This is a genomic window from Kineococcus xinjiangensis (assembly GCF_002934625.1).
Lineage (GTDB): Bacteria > Actinomycetota > Actinomycetes > Actinomycetales > Kineococcaceae > Kineococcus_A > Kineococcus_A xinjiangensis.
This window is the reverse complement of sequence record NZ_PTJD01000001.1, coordinates 275,458-289,673: the sequence shown is the minus strand read 5'-3', so window position 1 is coordinate 289,673 and position 14,216 is coordinate 275,458. Positions and strand designations below refer to the sequence as shown.

Here is a 14,216-nt window from a genome sequence, read left to right as displayed (position 1 = left end):
GGGGGCGTCGGACACAATGCCCACTACCGTGCGTCACGTCTAGTCTTCCTGGCCGAGCTGTCGTGCCCTCAGTGCACCCGCGGCCGGGCCGCCGCGTTCTCGCGCAACCAGGCGGACAGCTCCGCCGGCGGCACCGGCCTGCTGTGGAAGTAGCCCTGCGTCTGGTCCACCCCGAGCAGGCGCAGCACCTCCAGCGTGCGGGCGTCCTCCACGCCCTCGGCGACGAGCCGCAGCCCGAGGCTGTGAGCCATGTCGACGGTCGTGCGCACGATGGCCCGGGTCCGGGCGTCCGTGACCAGCTCTGCGGTGAAGGAGCGGTCCAGCTTCAGCTCCTCCACCGGCAGGTCGCGCAAGTGGGCCAGCGACGAGTACCCCGTGCCGTAGTCGTCGATGCTGACCCCCACCCCGAGCTCCACCAGCTCCGCGAGCACCCGCTTGCTCGTGGCGAGGTCCTCGATGATCTCCGTCTCGGTGATCTCCAGCACCAGGGACGAGGCCGGGACGCCGTGCCGCAGGAGGCCCGCACGCACCGTCGCCACCAGCCGGTCGTCGCGCAGGCAGGTGGCCGACACGTTGACGGAGATCCGGTCGCAGCCCAGCTCGCGCCACTGCTTCACCCTGGTCAGCGCGTCCTCCAGCATCAGCTCCGTCAGGGCGGGCATCAGGCCGTGCTCCTCGGCGGCGGCGAGGAAGTGGAACGGCGCGAGCACCCCGCGGGTGGGGTGCTCCCAGCGGACGAGGGCCTCCGCCCCCACGACGGCGCCCGTGAGCGGGTCCATCTGCGGCTGGTAGTGCGCCACGATCCGCCCGCCCGGGCCGGGGCCGCCGCGGCGGCGCGGGGAGCCCACCGCGTCGAGGAGCTGCGCCACCGTCTCCGCCGCCCGCTGCCGGGCCTCGTCCAGCTCCGCCGAGTAGGCCACGGCCCCGCCGCCGCCCGCCTGCGCGGCGTGCAGGGCGGCGTCGGCCTGGCGCAGCAGCACGTCGGCGACCGGCCCGCGGCCCGGGCTCGCGGTCACGCCCAGGCTGCCGCCCACGTGGACCCGCTTGCCCTCCAGCAGGTACGGCACCCGCAGCAGGTCGTGGAGGCGTTGCGCGCGCTCGGTCGCCGCCTCCAGGGTGCTGCCAGGGGAGAGGAGCGCGAACTCGTCGCCGCCCTGCCGGACCACGAGGTCGTCGGCGCCGCAGCCCTCGCGCAGGCGCGCCGCGACCTGCCGCAGCAGCTCGTCGCCCGCCTCGTGCCCGAGGGTGTCGTTGACCTCCCGGAAGCCGTCGAGGTCGACCAGCGACAGCGAGAACGGCTCGTCCCCGCCCTCGAGCTCGTGGAGCCGGGCCGTCAGGGCGCGCCGGTTGCCCAGGTGCGTCAGGGGGTCGGTCAGCGCCTGCCGGCGGGTGGAGTTCAGCTGCGCCAGCCGGTGCACGACCGTCGTGGCCTTCAGGGAGAGCAGGACCAGCGTGGCCAGTGCCAGCGCCACGGCCTGGGTGGGCAGCGCGCGGACGTGGTCCCACCACAGCAGCGCCAGGCAGAGCGGCACGATGAGGGCCGGTCCGATCGCCACCGCACCGGCGCTCTCGTCCAGTCGCGGGGCGGGCGCGGGCCGGGGCATCCGCGACGCCACTGCCCACGCCGCCAGCGCCAGGGCCGTCGCGGCGCCGTGCACCGCCGTCGGGAGCACCGCGCCGGGTCCCGTTGCGAGGAGGTGCACGTCGACGGCGTCGGGCACGAGCAGCAGGAGGGCGCCGCCGCCGACCAGCAGGATCCGGCGGTCGGGCGCCCGGGCGGTCAGGACCGCGCACGCGGTGGCCTGGAGCAGCACCGCCACCCCCGCCACCGCGGCGACGAGGAGGGCGAGCACCGCCCCGGCGGGCAGGTCCGTGCTCTCCTGCAGGCGCGGCATCAGCAGCGCCACCGCGATGGCGGAGGCGGAGGTGGTGGAGGCGGCGATGTCGAGACGGGCCGCGCCCGCCAGGCTGCGCACCCGCTGGCGCAGCAGCTGCAGCTGGCTGTGGCTCACGAGCAGGAAGGCCGCCGTCATCGTCAGCGACACCGGCAGCGCGCCCCGGTGCGCGCTGCCCCCGACCTCGGCGGTGATCGCCAGGGCGGCGGCCGCCACCAGCGCCGGCCAGACACCCCGGTCGGCGCGGCGCCCCTGCCGGCGGCGCTCGCGCAGCTTCACCGCCAGGGCGGCGAAGGCCAGCAACTGGGCCGCGAGGAGCGGTGCGGACACCGGCAGCGGCAGCAGTGCGAGCGCCGCGGTCAGCGCGGCGACGGCGCACAGCAGCGCCGGGGCGCGCCCCGCCCGGCCCGGCCGGGAGACGCGCCCCGCCGCCGTCGCCGACTCGGACACTCTCCGGGGATCGGCAGGGGCGCGCGAGGCCCTTGAGCCGTGGCGGCGCAGCTCACCCGTTGGGAGTCCCGGCCGTGCCGTCGCCCGGGCCGGGCCGAGGGGGCTGCGAGCAGGGGGCGCCGGGCCGGGTCAGGACGCGGCGTCGCGCAGGACCTCGCCCGGCTGCACCAGGCCGGAGGCGTAGGCCAGGACCACTGCCTGCACGCGGTCGCGGGAACCCGTCTTGGCGAGGACGCGCCCGACGTGCGTCTTCACCGTCGCCTCGGAGACCACGAACCGCTCCGCGATCTCGGTGTTGCTCAGGCCGTGGGCCATCAGCACGAGCACCTCGAGCTCCCGGGGGGTGAGGTCGGGAGGGACCCGGGCGCTGCCACCCCCGCCCTCGGCGCGCAGCAACGGCCCGACGTGCTGCAGCAGCCTGCGGGTGGAGCTCGCGGCGATGACCGCGTCACCGGCGTGGACGGTGCGCACCGCGGTGAGCATCTCCTCCGGCGGGGCGTCCTTGAGGAGGAAGCCGCTGGCCCCGGCGGCGATCGCGGAGACGACGTACTCGTCGAGGTCGAAGGTGGTCAGGACCACGACGCGCGGGGCGTGCCCGGCGGGCCCGGGCGCCGCCACGATGCGGCGGGTGGCCTCGATGCCGTCCATGCGCGGCATGCGCACGTCCATCAGCACCACGTCCGCGGCGGTGCGCCGGAGCAGCTCCACCGCCTCGGCGCCGTCGGAGGCCTCGGCGACCACGGTGAGGTCCGGCTGGGAGTCCAGCACCATCCGGAAGCCCGCCCGCACGAGCTGCTGGTCGTCCACGAGGACGACCCGCACGGGGGCGCCGGTGGCGGGGTCGCAGGGGGTGGCCGTCACGAGCCGCGAGGGTAGGGCAGCTCGGCCTGGACCTCGAAGCCGCCACCGGGGCGCGGCCCCGCACTGAGGCGCCCGCCGTGCAGGTGGGCGCGCTCCGCCATGCCGCGGATGCCCTGGCCGGAGCCGCGGCCGTGGCCGGCCGCCGCGGCCCCGCGGCCGTCGTCGATGACCACCAGCCGCAGCCGGTCGGCCTCCCAGCGCACCAGCACGGCGGCCCTGCTCGCGGGCCCGGAGTGCTTCAGGACGTTGGTCAGCGACTCCTGCACGATCCGGTACGCGGCGAGGCCCGGGCCGGGCGGCAGGGGGCGCGGTTCACCCTCGACGCTGACGTCGACGTCGAGGCCGCTGCGGCGGACGGACTCCACCAGGGCGGGGATCTGGGTGGCGTCGGGCTGGGGGAGCAGTTCGCTGCCGGGGTCCTGCCGCAGCACCCCGAGCAGCGAGCGCATGTCGGTGAGGGCCTGCCGACCGGTGCCGGCGATCGTCTCCAGGGCGGCCACCGCCGCCTGCGGGTCGCTGCGCCCGGCGTAGCGACCGCCGTCCGCCTGGGCGATGATCACGGAGAGGGAGTGGGCGACGACGTCGTGCATCTCGCGGGCGATGCGCTGGCGCTCGGTGGTGGCCGCCAGCCGCGACTCGTTCTCGCGCTCGACCTCCAGCAGCCGGGCGCGCTCGGCGAGCTGCTCCAGGTGCTGCAGGCGGGCCCGCCGGACGATGCCGAGGGCGTAGGCGGCCACCGCGCTGACGGCGAGGAGGACCAGGAGGATGAGGTCGGTGGCCGTGTCGGGGCCGTAGCGCACGGCGGCCAGCAGCGCCCCGAAGAGCGCGGTGACCAGCCCGGCGTAGCGCGCCCAGCGCGGCGCGTAGGCGGCCAGGGAGTAGACGGCGACCAGCACGGCCACGTTGGCGGGGAGGAACTGGGAGCTGAGGACCACCTCCAGCAGCGCCGCCGCCGCGACGCAGGCGGCGCTGGCGGCCGGTGCCATCCGCCGCCAGGCGAGCGGGACGACCAGCGCGGCGGAGAGGAAGAGCCCGCCGTCGCTGCCCATCGCGACGCCGGTGGGCACGAGCAGCAGCGCGAGTGCGCCGGCGATGACCGCGTCCACGACGAGCGGGTGCCCCCGCAGCCAGGACACCGCCTCCGCCAGCCGCACCTCGAAGTCCCACTCGGGCGGCGGGGGCGCGGTCCGCCCCGCGGAGGTGCCGGGCGGGGCCGGTGCCGGGGTGTCGGCGTGGGCGAGCCGGGTGCGGCGCGCGAGGCCGAGGACGGCGGCCACGACCGCCAGCAGCGACATGATCCCCGTCGTGACGAACACGCTCCCGCTGCTGTCGCCGAAGAAGACCACCCCCGCGAGGCCGGCCCCGAGGAGGGCGACGACGAGGCCGCCGGCCGCAGCCCAGCGCGGGGCGTGGGCGGCGAGGGCGTAGACGGAGAAGAGGACGGCGACGTTGCCGACGAGGAAGGCGTCCAGGGCGAGCACCTCCAGCAGCGCGAACGCGGCCACGACCGCCGCGCTGGTCACCGGAGCCGCCCGCCGCCAGATCAGCGGCGCGGTCAGACCGAGGGTGACGACGAGGTGCTCGCCGCTGTGGCCGTCCACGACCGCCGCGGTGAGGATCAGCGGCGCCATCAGGGCGGCGTCGACGGCGAGGGCGTGCCCGCGCAGACCGTCGAGCACGGCCCGGGCGGGGGAGGGGTGCTGCACCCGCCCGAGCGTAGGGACGGCCGGGCCGGGTCCGCGTCGGCCCCGGGTGGGAGCCGGGCGTGCGACCGGGGGTGGAGGCGGTGCCCCGAGCGCGTCCGCATCGTGGGACGACCCGACCGGATGGTGGGACCGCGGCCGCCGGCGGGCGCTAGGCTGCGCTCCCATGGCTGACACCCTCTCCCTCGCGGTCATCCCCGGCGACGGCATCGGCACCGAGGTCACCGCCGAGGCCCTGAAGGTCCTCGGCGCGGTCCTCGACGGCGGCCCCGCCAAGGTGGAGACCACCGAGTACGACCTCGGGGCGCGCCGCTGGCACGCGACGGGGGAGACCCTGCCGGACTCGGTGCTGGCCGAGATCCGCCGCCACGACGCCATCCTGCTCGGCGCGGTCGGCGACCCCGGCGTGCCCAGCGGGGTGCTGGAGCGCGGCCTGCTGCTGCGCCTGCGCTTCGAGCTCGACCAGTACGTCAACCTGCGCCCGTCCGTGCTCTACCCGGGCGTGGCCACCCCCCTCGCGGACCCCGGCACCGTCGACTTCGTCGTCGTCCGCGAGGGCACCGAGGGCCCCTACGTCGGCAACGGCGGCGCCCTGCGGGTCGGCACGCCCGCCGAGATCGCCACCGAGGTCAGCGTGAACACCGCCTACGGCGTGGAGCGCGTCGTGCGCGACGCCTTCCGGCGCGCCGCGGCCCGGCCCCGCCGGAAGCTGACGCTGGTGCACAAGCACAACGTCCTCGTCCACGCCGGCCACCTGTGGCGGCGCACCGTCGAGGCCGTCGGGGCGGAGTTCCCGAGCGTGACGGTGGACTACCTGCACGTCGACGCCGCGACGATCTTCCTGGTCACCGACCCCGCGCGCTTCGACGTGATCGTCACCGACAACCTCTTCGGCGACATCCTCACCGACCTGGCAGCGGCGATCACGGGCGGCATCGGCCTCGCCGCGTCGGGCAACGTCAACCCCGACCGCACCACGCCGAGCATGTTCGAGCCCGTGCACGGCTCCGCCCCCGACATCGCCGGGCAGCAGAAGGCCGACCCGACCGCCGCCGTCCTCAGCGTCGCGATGCTCCTGGAGCACCTCGGGCTCGACGACGCCGCCGCCCGCGTGCAGGGCGCCGTCGCCACCGACCTCGGCCGCCGCGCCTCCGGCGAGATCAGCGGCCCGCGCCGCACCGCCGAGGTGGGCGACGCCCTGGCGGCCCTGGCCTCCTGACGCGGTTGACCGGGTCCGGCGGCCGAGCGCGTCGCGCAGGGTGCCGCCGGACCCGCACCCGTCCGGCGGCACCGCCCGCCGCGGGCCCCGCCGGGGCCCCGGCGGCAGGCGATACCGTCGGCAGGACCACGTGCCCCCGGACCGGATCCGGACGGACCCACGTGCCGAAGGCGGCGGGCGACGGCGCCCGCCAGACGTCGAGAAGGAGATGCGCATGAGCGCCACGAGCACAGCCCTCGAATTCGCCCTCCGGCCCTCGACCACGCCCGTAGCGCAGGTCCGCCGCGAGGAGATCCTCGCCAGCCCCGGGTTCGGCAACCACTTCACCGACCACATGGCGACGGCGACCTGGACCGCCGACGCCGGGTGGCACGACGACGCCGTCGTCCCCTACGCGCCGCTGACGCTCGACCCGGCTGCCGCGGTGCTGCACTACGCGCAGGAGATCTTCGAGGGGCTCAAGGCGTACCGCCACGGCGACGGCAGCGTGTGGGCCTTCCGCCCGGAGGCCAACGCCGCGCGCCTGGCCCGCTCCGCCCGGCGCCTGGCTCTGCCGGAGCTGCCCGAGGCCGCCTTCCTCGCCTCCGTCGAGCAGCTCGTGCGCGCCGACGAGGCGTGGGTCCCCACCGGCGGGGAGTCCAGCCTCTACCTGCGCCCCTTCATGATCGCCACGGAAGCGTTCCTCGGGGTGCGGCCCGCCCGCGAGGTGCGCTACCTCGTCATCGCCTCCCCGGCAGGCAGCTACTTCTCCGGCGGGCTGAAGCCGGTCTCGATCTGGCTGTCCGAGGACTACACGCGCGCCGCCCCCGGCGGCACCGGGGCGGCCAAGTGCGGCGGCAACTACGCCGCCAGCCTGCTGCCGCAGCAGGAGGCCGTCGCCCAGGGCTGCGACCAGGTGTGCTTCCTCGACGCGGCGGAGCACCGCTGGGTGGAGGAGCTGGGCGGGATGAACCTGTACTTCGTCCACGACGACGGCAGCATCGTCACGCCCGCGCTGTCCGGTTCCATCCTCGAGGGCATCACCCGCTCGAGCATCCTGCAGCTCGCCGCCGACGCCGGCCGCAAGGTCGAGGAGCGCCGCATCGGCATCGACGAGTGGCGCGAGGGCGTGCAGTCCGGGCGCATCACCGAGGTCTTCGCCTGCGGCACCGCCGCGGTCGTCACGCCCGTCGGCCGCCTGGTCAGCCGCGAGGGCGAGCTCGTCCACGGCGGCGGCGAGATCGGCGAGGTCACCCAGAGCATCCGCACGGCCCTGCTGGACCTGCAGTACGGGCGCGCGGAGGACACCCACGGATGGATGCGGCGCCTTGTCTGAGAACTCCCCGCTCGACAACCCCCCGGCCGAGAACGGCCCGACGCCGAGCCGCCGCCGGCTCGACGTGTACGACACGACCCTCCGTGACGGCGCGCAGCAGGAGGGCCTGGCCCTCTCGGTGCACGACAAGCTGCAGATCGCCCAGCAGCTCGACGAGCTCGGCGTGGGGTTCATCGAGGGCGGCTGGCCCGGGGCGATCCCCCGGGACACGGAGTTCTTCGCCCGGGCGGCGAAGGAGCTGACGCTGCAGCGCGCCGTCCTGGCGGCGTTCGGCTCCACCCGCAAGCCCGGCGGGACGGCCGCGTCCGACCCGCAGGTGCGGGCGCTGCTGGACTCCGAGGCCCCGGTCGTGACGCTCGTGGCCAAGAGCGACGCGCGCCACGTCACCGCGGCGCTGCGCACGACGCTGGAGGAGAACCTCGCGATGGTCACCGACACGGTGACCTTCCTCACCGGCGAGGGCCGCCGCGTGATGCTGGACGCGGAGCACTTCTTCGACGGCTACCTCGCCGACCCCGGCTACGCGCTGCGGGTGGTGCGCACGGCGGTGGAGGCGGGAGCCGAGGTCGTCGTGCTGTGCGACACCAACGGCGGGATGCTGCCGCCGCAGGTGGGCGAGATCGTCGCGGCGGTGCGGGAGGCGACCGCGGCACCGCTGGGCATCCACTGCCACAACGACACCGGCTGTGCCGTGGCGAACTCCCTCGCGGCGCTGGCGGCCGGGGCGATGCACGTGCAGGGCACGCTCAACGGCTACGGCGAGCGCACCGGCAACGCCGACCTGCTCACGATCGTGGCGGACCTGGAGCTCAAGCTCGGCATCCCCGCGCTGCCGCCGGGGGCGCTGCGCGAGGCCACCCGCATCGCCCACACGGTCTCCGAGATCACCAACGTGCCGCCGATGAACCGGGCGCCGTACTACGGGGCGAGCGCGTTCGCGCACAAGGCCGGGCTGCACGCCTCCGCGATCCGCGTGGACCCCGACCTCTACCAGCACATCGACCCGCAGCTCGTCGGCAACGACATGCGGATGCTCGTCTCGGACATGGCCGGGCGGGCCAGCATCGAGCTGAAGGGCCGCGAGCTCGGCGTCGACCTCGGCGGCGACCGGGACCTGCTGACCCGGGTCACCGACCGCGTCAAGGCGGACGAGGCGGGCGGCTACACCTACGAGGCCGCGGACGCCTCGTTCGAGCTGCTGCTGCGGGAGTACGCCGACGGGGCGCGGCCGGCGTTCTTCGACGTGGAGAGCTGGCGGATCATCATGGAGTCGCCCGCGCAGGGCGTCCGGGTCTCCGAGGCGACCGTGAAGGTGCACGCCGGCGGCCGCCGGATCATCGCCACGGGGGAGGGCAACGGCCCCGTCAACGCCCTCGACGCGGCCCTGCGGGAGGCGCTGCTGCCGGCCTACCCGGAGCTGGCGACCCTCGAGCTGGTCGACTTCAAGGTCCGCATCCTCGACGCCGCGCACGGCACCGACGCGGTGACCCGCGTCCTCATCGAGACCAGCGACGGCCGCCGCTCCTGGACGACGGTCGGGGTGGGGCCCAACCTCGTCGAGGCCAGCTGGGAGGCCATGGTCGACGGCCTGACCTACGGCCTGCTCAAGGCCGGGGTGGCCCGCCGCTGAGGCCGCTCCCGCGCCCCGGTGGCGGGTGAGCGCCCTCGGGTGAGCGCCCGCCACCGGCGGCTCGGCCCCGACGCCGGATCCCCGGCCCGACGCGTCGCACCGGCGGGGGCGGCGTGCGCGGACCTCGCTACGGTGGGCGCCGTGCGCATCGCCAGGTTCACCACCGGAGAAGACCCCCGATTCGCCGTCGTCGAGGGCGGGCCGGGGGAGGAGGAGCTCCTCGTCGTCGCGGGCGACCCGCTGCACACGCCGCTGAGCCCCACCGGCAAGCGGGTGCCGCTGGCCGAGGCCCGGCTGCTCGCCCCCGTCATCCCCCGCAGCAAGGTGATCGGGATCGGCCGCAACTACGCCGCCCACGCCGCCGAGCTCGGCAACGAGGTCCCCGCCGAGCCCCTCGTCTTCCTCGCCCCGAACACCTCCGTGGCCGGCCCCGGCGACCCCGTGGCCATCCCGGACTGGGCGGGCGAGGTGCACTACGAGGGCGAGCTCGCCGTGGTCATCGGCCGCTTCTGCCGCGACGTCCCGGTGGAGCGCGTGCCCGAGGTGGTCTTCGGCTACACCGTCGCCAACGACGTGACCGCCCGCGACCGGCAGAAGAGCGACGGCCAGTGGTGGCGGGCCAAGGGCGCCGACGGCTTCTGCCCGATCGGCCCGTGGATCGAGACGGAGCTCGACCCCGCGGACCTGCGCATCACCACCCGGCTGGACGGGGAGCTCGTGCAGGACGGGCGGACCTCGCTGATGGTCCGGGACGTGGCGAGCCTCGTGGCGCACGTCTCCACCGCCATGACGCTGCTGCCCGGCGACATCATCATGACCGGCACGCCCGAGGGCGTCGGCCCCGTGCGGGCGGGACAGCGCGTGAGCGTCGAGGTCGAGGGCATCGGCGTGCTGGAGAACCCGTTCGTCGCGCGCTGAGCCGCCACGGTGAGGGGGCCGGGAGCGGGCTCTAGGCTGGGGCGGCCATGACGAACGCATCCGCTCCCGCGCCCGAGACCGCCCCCGCCTCCCAGCAGGTGCGCGTCCGCTTCTGCCCCTCGCCCACGGGGACCCCGCACGTCGGTCTCATCCGCACGGCGCTGTTCAACTGGGCCTACGCCCGGCACACCGGCGGCCGGCTCGTCTTCCGCATCGAGGACACCGACGCCGCCCGGGACTCCGAGGAGAGCTACGCCCAGATCGTCGAGGCGCTGCGCTGGCTGGGCCTGGACTGGGACGAGGGCGTCGACGTCGGCGGCCCGCACGAGCCGTACCGGCAGAGCCGGCGCCGGGAGCTCTACGCCGACGTCATCGCCCGCCTGCGCGCGGCCGGGCACCTCTACGAGAGCTTCTCCACCGCGGAGGAGATCGAGGCCCGCCACGAGGCGGCGGGGCGGCCGAAGGTGCTGGGCTACGACAACTTCGACCGCGACCTGAGCCCGGAGCAGGTCGAGGTGTTCCGCGCGGAGGGCCGCGAGCCCACGCTGCGGCTGCGCGTGCCGGACCGCGACTACGCCTTCGACGACCTCGTCCGCGGGCGGGTGGAGTTCAAGGCCGGTTCCTTCCCGGACCCGGTGCTGGTCCGGGCCAACGGGGAGCCGCTGTACACGCTCGTCAACCCCGTCGACGACGCCCTGATGGGCATCACGCACGTCCTGCGCGGGGAGGACCTCCTCTCGTCCACCGCCCGTCAGCTCGCCCTCTACGACGCGCTGCTGGACATCGGCGTCGCCGCGCACGTCCCGGTCTTCGGGCACCTGCCCTACGTGATGGGCGAGGGCAACAAGAAGCTGTCCAAGCGCGACCCGGAGTCCAACCTCTTCCACCACCGCGACCGCGGCTTCGTGCCGGAGGGGCTGCTGAACTACCTGGCCCTGCTGGGCTGGGGCATCGCGGAGGACCGCGACGTCTTCATGCTGTCGGAGATGGTCACCGCGTTCGACGTGGCCGACGTCAACGCCAACCCGGCGCGCTTCGACCAGGCCAAGGCCGAGGCCATCAACGCGGCGCACCTGCGGATGCTGGCCCCGGAGGACTTCCGCGCCCGGCTGGTGCCCTACCTGCAGGCGGCCGGGGTGCTGCCCGCGGAGCCGGCGCAGGAGCAGCTGGAGCGCCTGGCCGCCGCGGCCCCGCTCGTGCAGGAGCGCATGACGCTGCTGGGGCAGGCGCCGGGCATGCTCGGGTTCCTCTTCGCCGCCGACGAGGAGCTGGTGCTGGAGGAGGAGTCCGTCGCGGCGCTGCGCCCGGAGGCGGCCGACGTGCTCGACGCCTCCGTGGGGGCGCTGGAGGAGCTGGCGGAGTGGTCGACCCCGGCACTGGAGGCCGCGCTGCGCGCCGCGGTGGTCGACGGCCTCGGCGTGAAGCCGAAGTTCGCCTTCGCGCCGCTGCGCACGGCCGTCACGGGACGGCGCGTCTCGCCGCCGCTGTTCGAGTCGATGGAGATCCTCGGCCGGGAGTCGTCCCTGCGGCGGCTGCGGGCCCTGCGGGCGCGGCTGGGCTGAGGCCCGCCCGGCAGGGGGCTCTCGCCCCCCGACCTGCACCGGCCCCGTGCCGGTGCAGGTGGGGGGGCGAGAGTGCGGTAGAGTTCTCGACGGCTCGGGCGGAGGAATCCGGACGGGCCATCACCTACGGGTGATCACCATGGGGTATGGTGTAATTGGCAGCACGACTGATTCTGGTTCAGTTAGTCTAGGTTCGAGTCCTGGTACCCCAGCGCACGGTCGAGGATCCTTTCGGATTCCTCGGGTCATGCCGACTCGACATCGGTCGAAGCTAGGGCCCCGTTGTGTAGCGGCCTAGCACGCCGCCCTCTCAAGGCGGTAGCGCGGGTTCGAATCCCGTCGGGGCTACGTCAGGTGATCTCCCACCTTCGGGCGGGGGATTCTGTGACGCTAGGGGCCCCGTTGTGTAGCGGCCTAGCACGTCGCCCTCTCAAGGCGGTAGCGCGGGTTCGAATCCCGTCGGGGCTACGTCGAAAGGCCCCCGCTCAGGATGAGCGGGGGCCTTCGTCGTGTCCGGGCCCGGTCGTGCGGGGTGGCGCGGGGACGTTCGGCCGGGCGACACCGGCACGTCGCCTGCGCAGCGTCCCCGCCGGTCCGGGCTGGGCCCAGGTGGCGGGGACGTTCGGTCGGGCGACACCGGCGCGTCGCCTGCGCAGCGTCCCCGCCGGGCCGGGCTGGGCCCAGGTGGCGCGGGGACGTTCGGTCGGGCGACACCGGCGTGTCGCCTGCGCGACGTCCCCGCCGGGCCGGCCCTGGCCCCGCCGCAGCCCCGTGCGCGTGCCGTCAGCCGAGGGTGGTGGCCGAGGCGTGCTGTTGCGCGAGCCGGCGCAGGGCGAGCAGCACGGGCTCGTAGAGGATCGTCCCCAGGACCACGAACTGCACCGCGGCAGCCGTGTCCGTGCGGGGCACGTCAGCCACCTCGGCCGTGGCCAGGTCGACCGCAGCCCGGACGTAGCGCTCCAGCGCGGCCGGCCCGGCCGGGAAGCCCGCGTCGACGAGCGCCGCCAGTGCGGCGCCGAGCTGGGCGAAGGCGGGGGAGGCGCGGTCCACCCGCCAGCCGGCCCCGGCGACGACGGCCTCGGCGAGGTCTGCGCCCCGGGCGTCGGGCGGTGCGGCACCGAGGGCGTCGTGGGCCGTGCCGAGGGCGCAGTGCAGGGAGGCGGGTGGGTCGTCGACGCAGGCGAGGACCTCGCGCACCTTGGCCAGGGGCAGGCCCCCGACGTCGACGAGGGCGCGGATGAGCCGCAGGCGGCGCAGGTGCGGCTCGCCGTACTCGGAGCGGGTGGCGCCGGTGGCCTGCCCGGCCTGCAGCAGCCCCTCGCGCAGGTAGTACTTGATCGTCGCGATCGGCACCCCGCTGGTGCGGCTCAGCTCCGAGATGCGCACGTCGCCCCCTTGACTGGATAGCGGCACTATCCAATAGTGGATACCTGCACTATCCAACCATGCGCGAGGAGACGGCGATGAGCGCCCGGCCCGTTCCCACCACCCACGACCACGACGGCGACCTCGTCGTCTTCCTGATCGGCATGCGCATCAACCGCCCCCTGCGGATCGGCGCCTGGCTCCCGGTGCTGCGCGCCATGCCGCCGATGCTGCAGGAGCTCGCCCGCCGTCCGGAGCTCGGCATGCTGCACGCCACGAGCGCGCTCGGTCCCGGCGGCCCGCTCGTCGTGCAGTACTGGCGCGACCTGGCCTCCTTGCAGGCCTACGCCCACGCCGAGGGCGGCCTGCACCGGGCGGCGTGGCGGGAGTTCAACGCCCGGGCGCGCCGGGCCGGCGACGCCGTCGGCATCTGGCACGAGACGCTCGTCGTCCCCGCCGGTCACCACGAGTCCGTCTACGTCGCGGCGCCGGGCCTCGGGCTGGCTGCGGCCTTCGGCGCCGTCCCGGTCGGCCGCGGGCGCGAGCGGGCCGCCCAGCGCCTGCGGGTGGCCTCGTGAGCGCGGCCTCCGCCCACACGGCGGGGATCCTGCTCCTGACGCTCGTGGCGGTCGCCTACGGCGGCGCGTTCGTGCTGCGGGTCACTCGCGGGAGCGTGCCGGCCACCGACTTCCAGCACCGATCCTTCCGGGCGGGGCACGCGCACGCCGGCGTCTTCGTGATCCTCGGCGTGCTCTGCCAGCTCCTCGTCGACCGCGCGGTGCTCGGGCCGGGCGCGGAGGTCCTGGCCCGCCAGGGGGTGCCGCTCGCGGCGATCCTCGTCCCCGCCGCCTTCTTCCTGTCCGCGGCCGGGCGGGGACGCGAGCGTCCCAGCCGCTGGATCCTGCTCCTCTGGCCCGGCGTGCTCTGCCTCACCGCCGGCCTGGTGTCCCTGGGCGTCGGGCTGCTGCGCGCCTGAGGTCAGGGTCGGGAGGTCCACGCCTCGTAGAGGTCCGCCAGCGAGGAGGGTCCGGGCGAGGGGGAGAGCGCGCGCGGCGACGATCCCCACCGACCACATCGGCTGGACGGGATCGCCGATCGGCAGTCCGCCGACCACCGGATGGTTCTGGTGCGCGTAGCCCTTCGTGCGGGCGTTGCCCACCTCCCACCTCGCTCCCGCCACCGTGTTGACGAGGCACTCCCCCAGGTAGCGGCCCAGGCCGTCGATCAGCCACAGCGCCTCCGCGGAGAAGCTCGCCCAGTTCGCCGCGCGAGGGTCGAACCACTCGGGCAGGTCATCC

General features: G+C 75.4%; 11 protein-coding genes and 3 tRNA genes. 10 read left to right on the top strand and 4 right to left on the bottom strand.

Going from position 1 to position 14,216, the window contains the following annotated elements; genetic code table 11:
- Positions 1 to 68: 68 nt before the first annotated feature.
- The 3 genes from CLV92_RS01365 to CLV92_RS01355 form a co-directional block, all read right to left on the bottom strand.
- Positions 69 to 2,345, bottom strand: a complete 2,277-nt coding sequence (locus CLV92_RS01365) for a putative bifunctional diguanylate cyclase/phosphodiesterase (protein ID WP_104430963.1) — start codon at positions 2,343 to 2,345, stop codon at positions 69 to 71.
- A 129-nt stretch (positions 2,346 to 2,474) separates the two neighbouring features.
- Positions 2,475 to 3,206, bottom strand: a complete 732-nt coding sequence (locus CLV92_RS01360) for a response regulator (RefSeq protein WP_104430962.1) — start codon at positions 3,204 to 3,206, stop codon at positions 2,475 to 2,477.
- Positions 3,203 to 4,912, bottom strand: coding sequence for a sensor histidine kinase (locus CLV92_RS01355; RefSeq protein WP_245886313.1), 1,710 nt, complete (start codon positions 4,910 to 4,912; stop codon positions 3,203 to 3,205). Before CLV92_RS01355 ends, CLV92_RS01360 begins: the two co-directional genes overlap by 4 nt.
- A 163-nt stretch (positions 4,913 to 5,075) precedes the next feature.
- On the opposite strand from CLV92_RS01355, the gene CLV92_RS01350 reads away from it, so the two are divergent.
- The 8 genes from CLV92_RS01350 to CLV92_RS01315 all read left to right on the top strand — a co-directional run bounded on the left by CLV92_RS01350 (position 5,076) and on the right by CLV92_RS01315 (position 12,021).
- The gene (locus tag CLV92_RS01350) at positions 5,076 to 6,128 is read left to right on the top strand and encodes a 3-isopropylmalate dehydrogenase (protein WP_104430961.1); all 1,053 of its coding nucleotides are present in this window, start codon (positions 5,076 to 5,078) and stop codon (positions 6,126 to 6,128) included.
- Positions 6,129 to 6,342: 214 nt separating this feature from the next.
- Positions 6,343 to 7,443, top strand: coding sequence for a branched-chain amino acid aminotransferase (locus tag CLV92_RS01345; RefSeq protein WP_104430960.1), 1,101 nt, complete (start codon positions 6,343 to 6,345; stop codon positions 7,441 to 7,443).
- Positions 7,444 to 7,507: 64 nt separating this feature from the next.
- Positions 7,508 to 9,073, top strand: a complete 1,566-nt coding sequence (gene cimA, locus CLV92_RS01340) for a citramalate synthase (protein ID WP_104431266.1) — start codon at positions 7,508 to 7,510, stop codon at positions 9,071 to 9,073.
- A 141-nt stretch (positions 9,074 to 9,214) separates the two neighbouring features.
- Positions 9,215 to 9,991 carry a fumarylacetoacetate hydrolase family protein gene (locus CLV92_RS01335; protein WP_104431265.1) on the top strand — a complete coding sequence of 259 codons (777 nt, stop codon included), beginning with the start codon at positions 9,215 to 9,217 and terminating at the stop codon, positions 9,989 to 9,991.
- Positions 9,992 to 10,038: 47 nt separating this feature from the next.
- Complete coding sequence (gene gltX, locus CLV92_RS01330) at positions 10,039 to 11,553, top strand: glutamate--tRNA ligase (protein WP_104430959.1); 1,515 nt, start codon at positions 10,039 to 10,041, stop codon at positions 11,551 to 11,553.
- A gap of 140 nt (positions 11,554 to 11,693) precedes the next feature.
- Positions 11,694 to 11,765: transfer RNA gene (locus CLV92_RS01325), tRNA-Gln, on the top strand.
- A 63-nt stretch (positions 11,766 to 11,828) separates the two neighbouring features.
- Positions 11,829 to 11,901: transfer RNA gene (locus CLV92_RS01320), tRNA-Glu, on the top strand.
- A gap of 47 nt (positions 11,902 to 11,948) precedes the next feature.
- Positions 11,949 to 12,021: transfer RNA gene (locus tag CLV92_RS01315), tRNA-Glu, on the top strand.
- Between the two features lie 315 nt (positions 12,022 to 12,336).
- On the opposite strand, the gene CLV92_RS01310 is transcribed toward CLV92_RS01315, so the two are convergent.
- Positions 12,337 to 12,939, bottom strand: coding sequence for a MerR family transcriptional regulator (locus tag CLV92_RS01310; protein ID WP_104430958.1), 603 nt, complete (start codon positions 12,937 to 12,939; stop codon positions 12,337 to 12,339).
- A gap of 59 nt (positions 12,940 to 12,998) precedes the next feature.
- On the opposite strand from CLV92_RS01310, the gene CLV92_RS01305 reads away from it, so the two are divergent.
- Positions 12,999 to 13,496, top strand: a complete 498-nt coding sequence (locus CLV92_RS01305) for a DUF4188 domain-containing protein (RefSeq protein ID WP_211290754.1) — start codon at positions 12,999 to 13,001, stop codon at positions 13,494 to 13,496.
- Positions 13,493 to 13,894, top strand: coding sequence for a hypothetical protein (locus tag CLV92_RS01300; protein ID WP_104430956.1), 402 nt, complete (start codon positions 13,493 to 13,495; stop codon positions 13,892 to 13,894). The genes CLV92_RS01305 and CLV92_RS01300 overlap by 4 nt, the downstream gene beginning before the upstream one ends.
- The last annotated feature ends 322 nt before the right edge of the window (positions 13,895 to 14,216 follow it).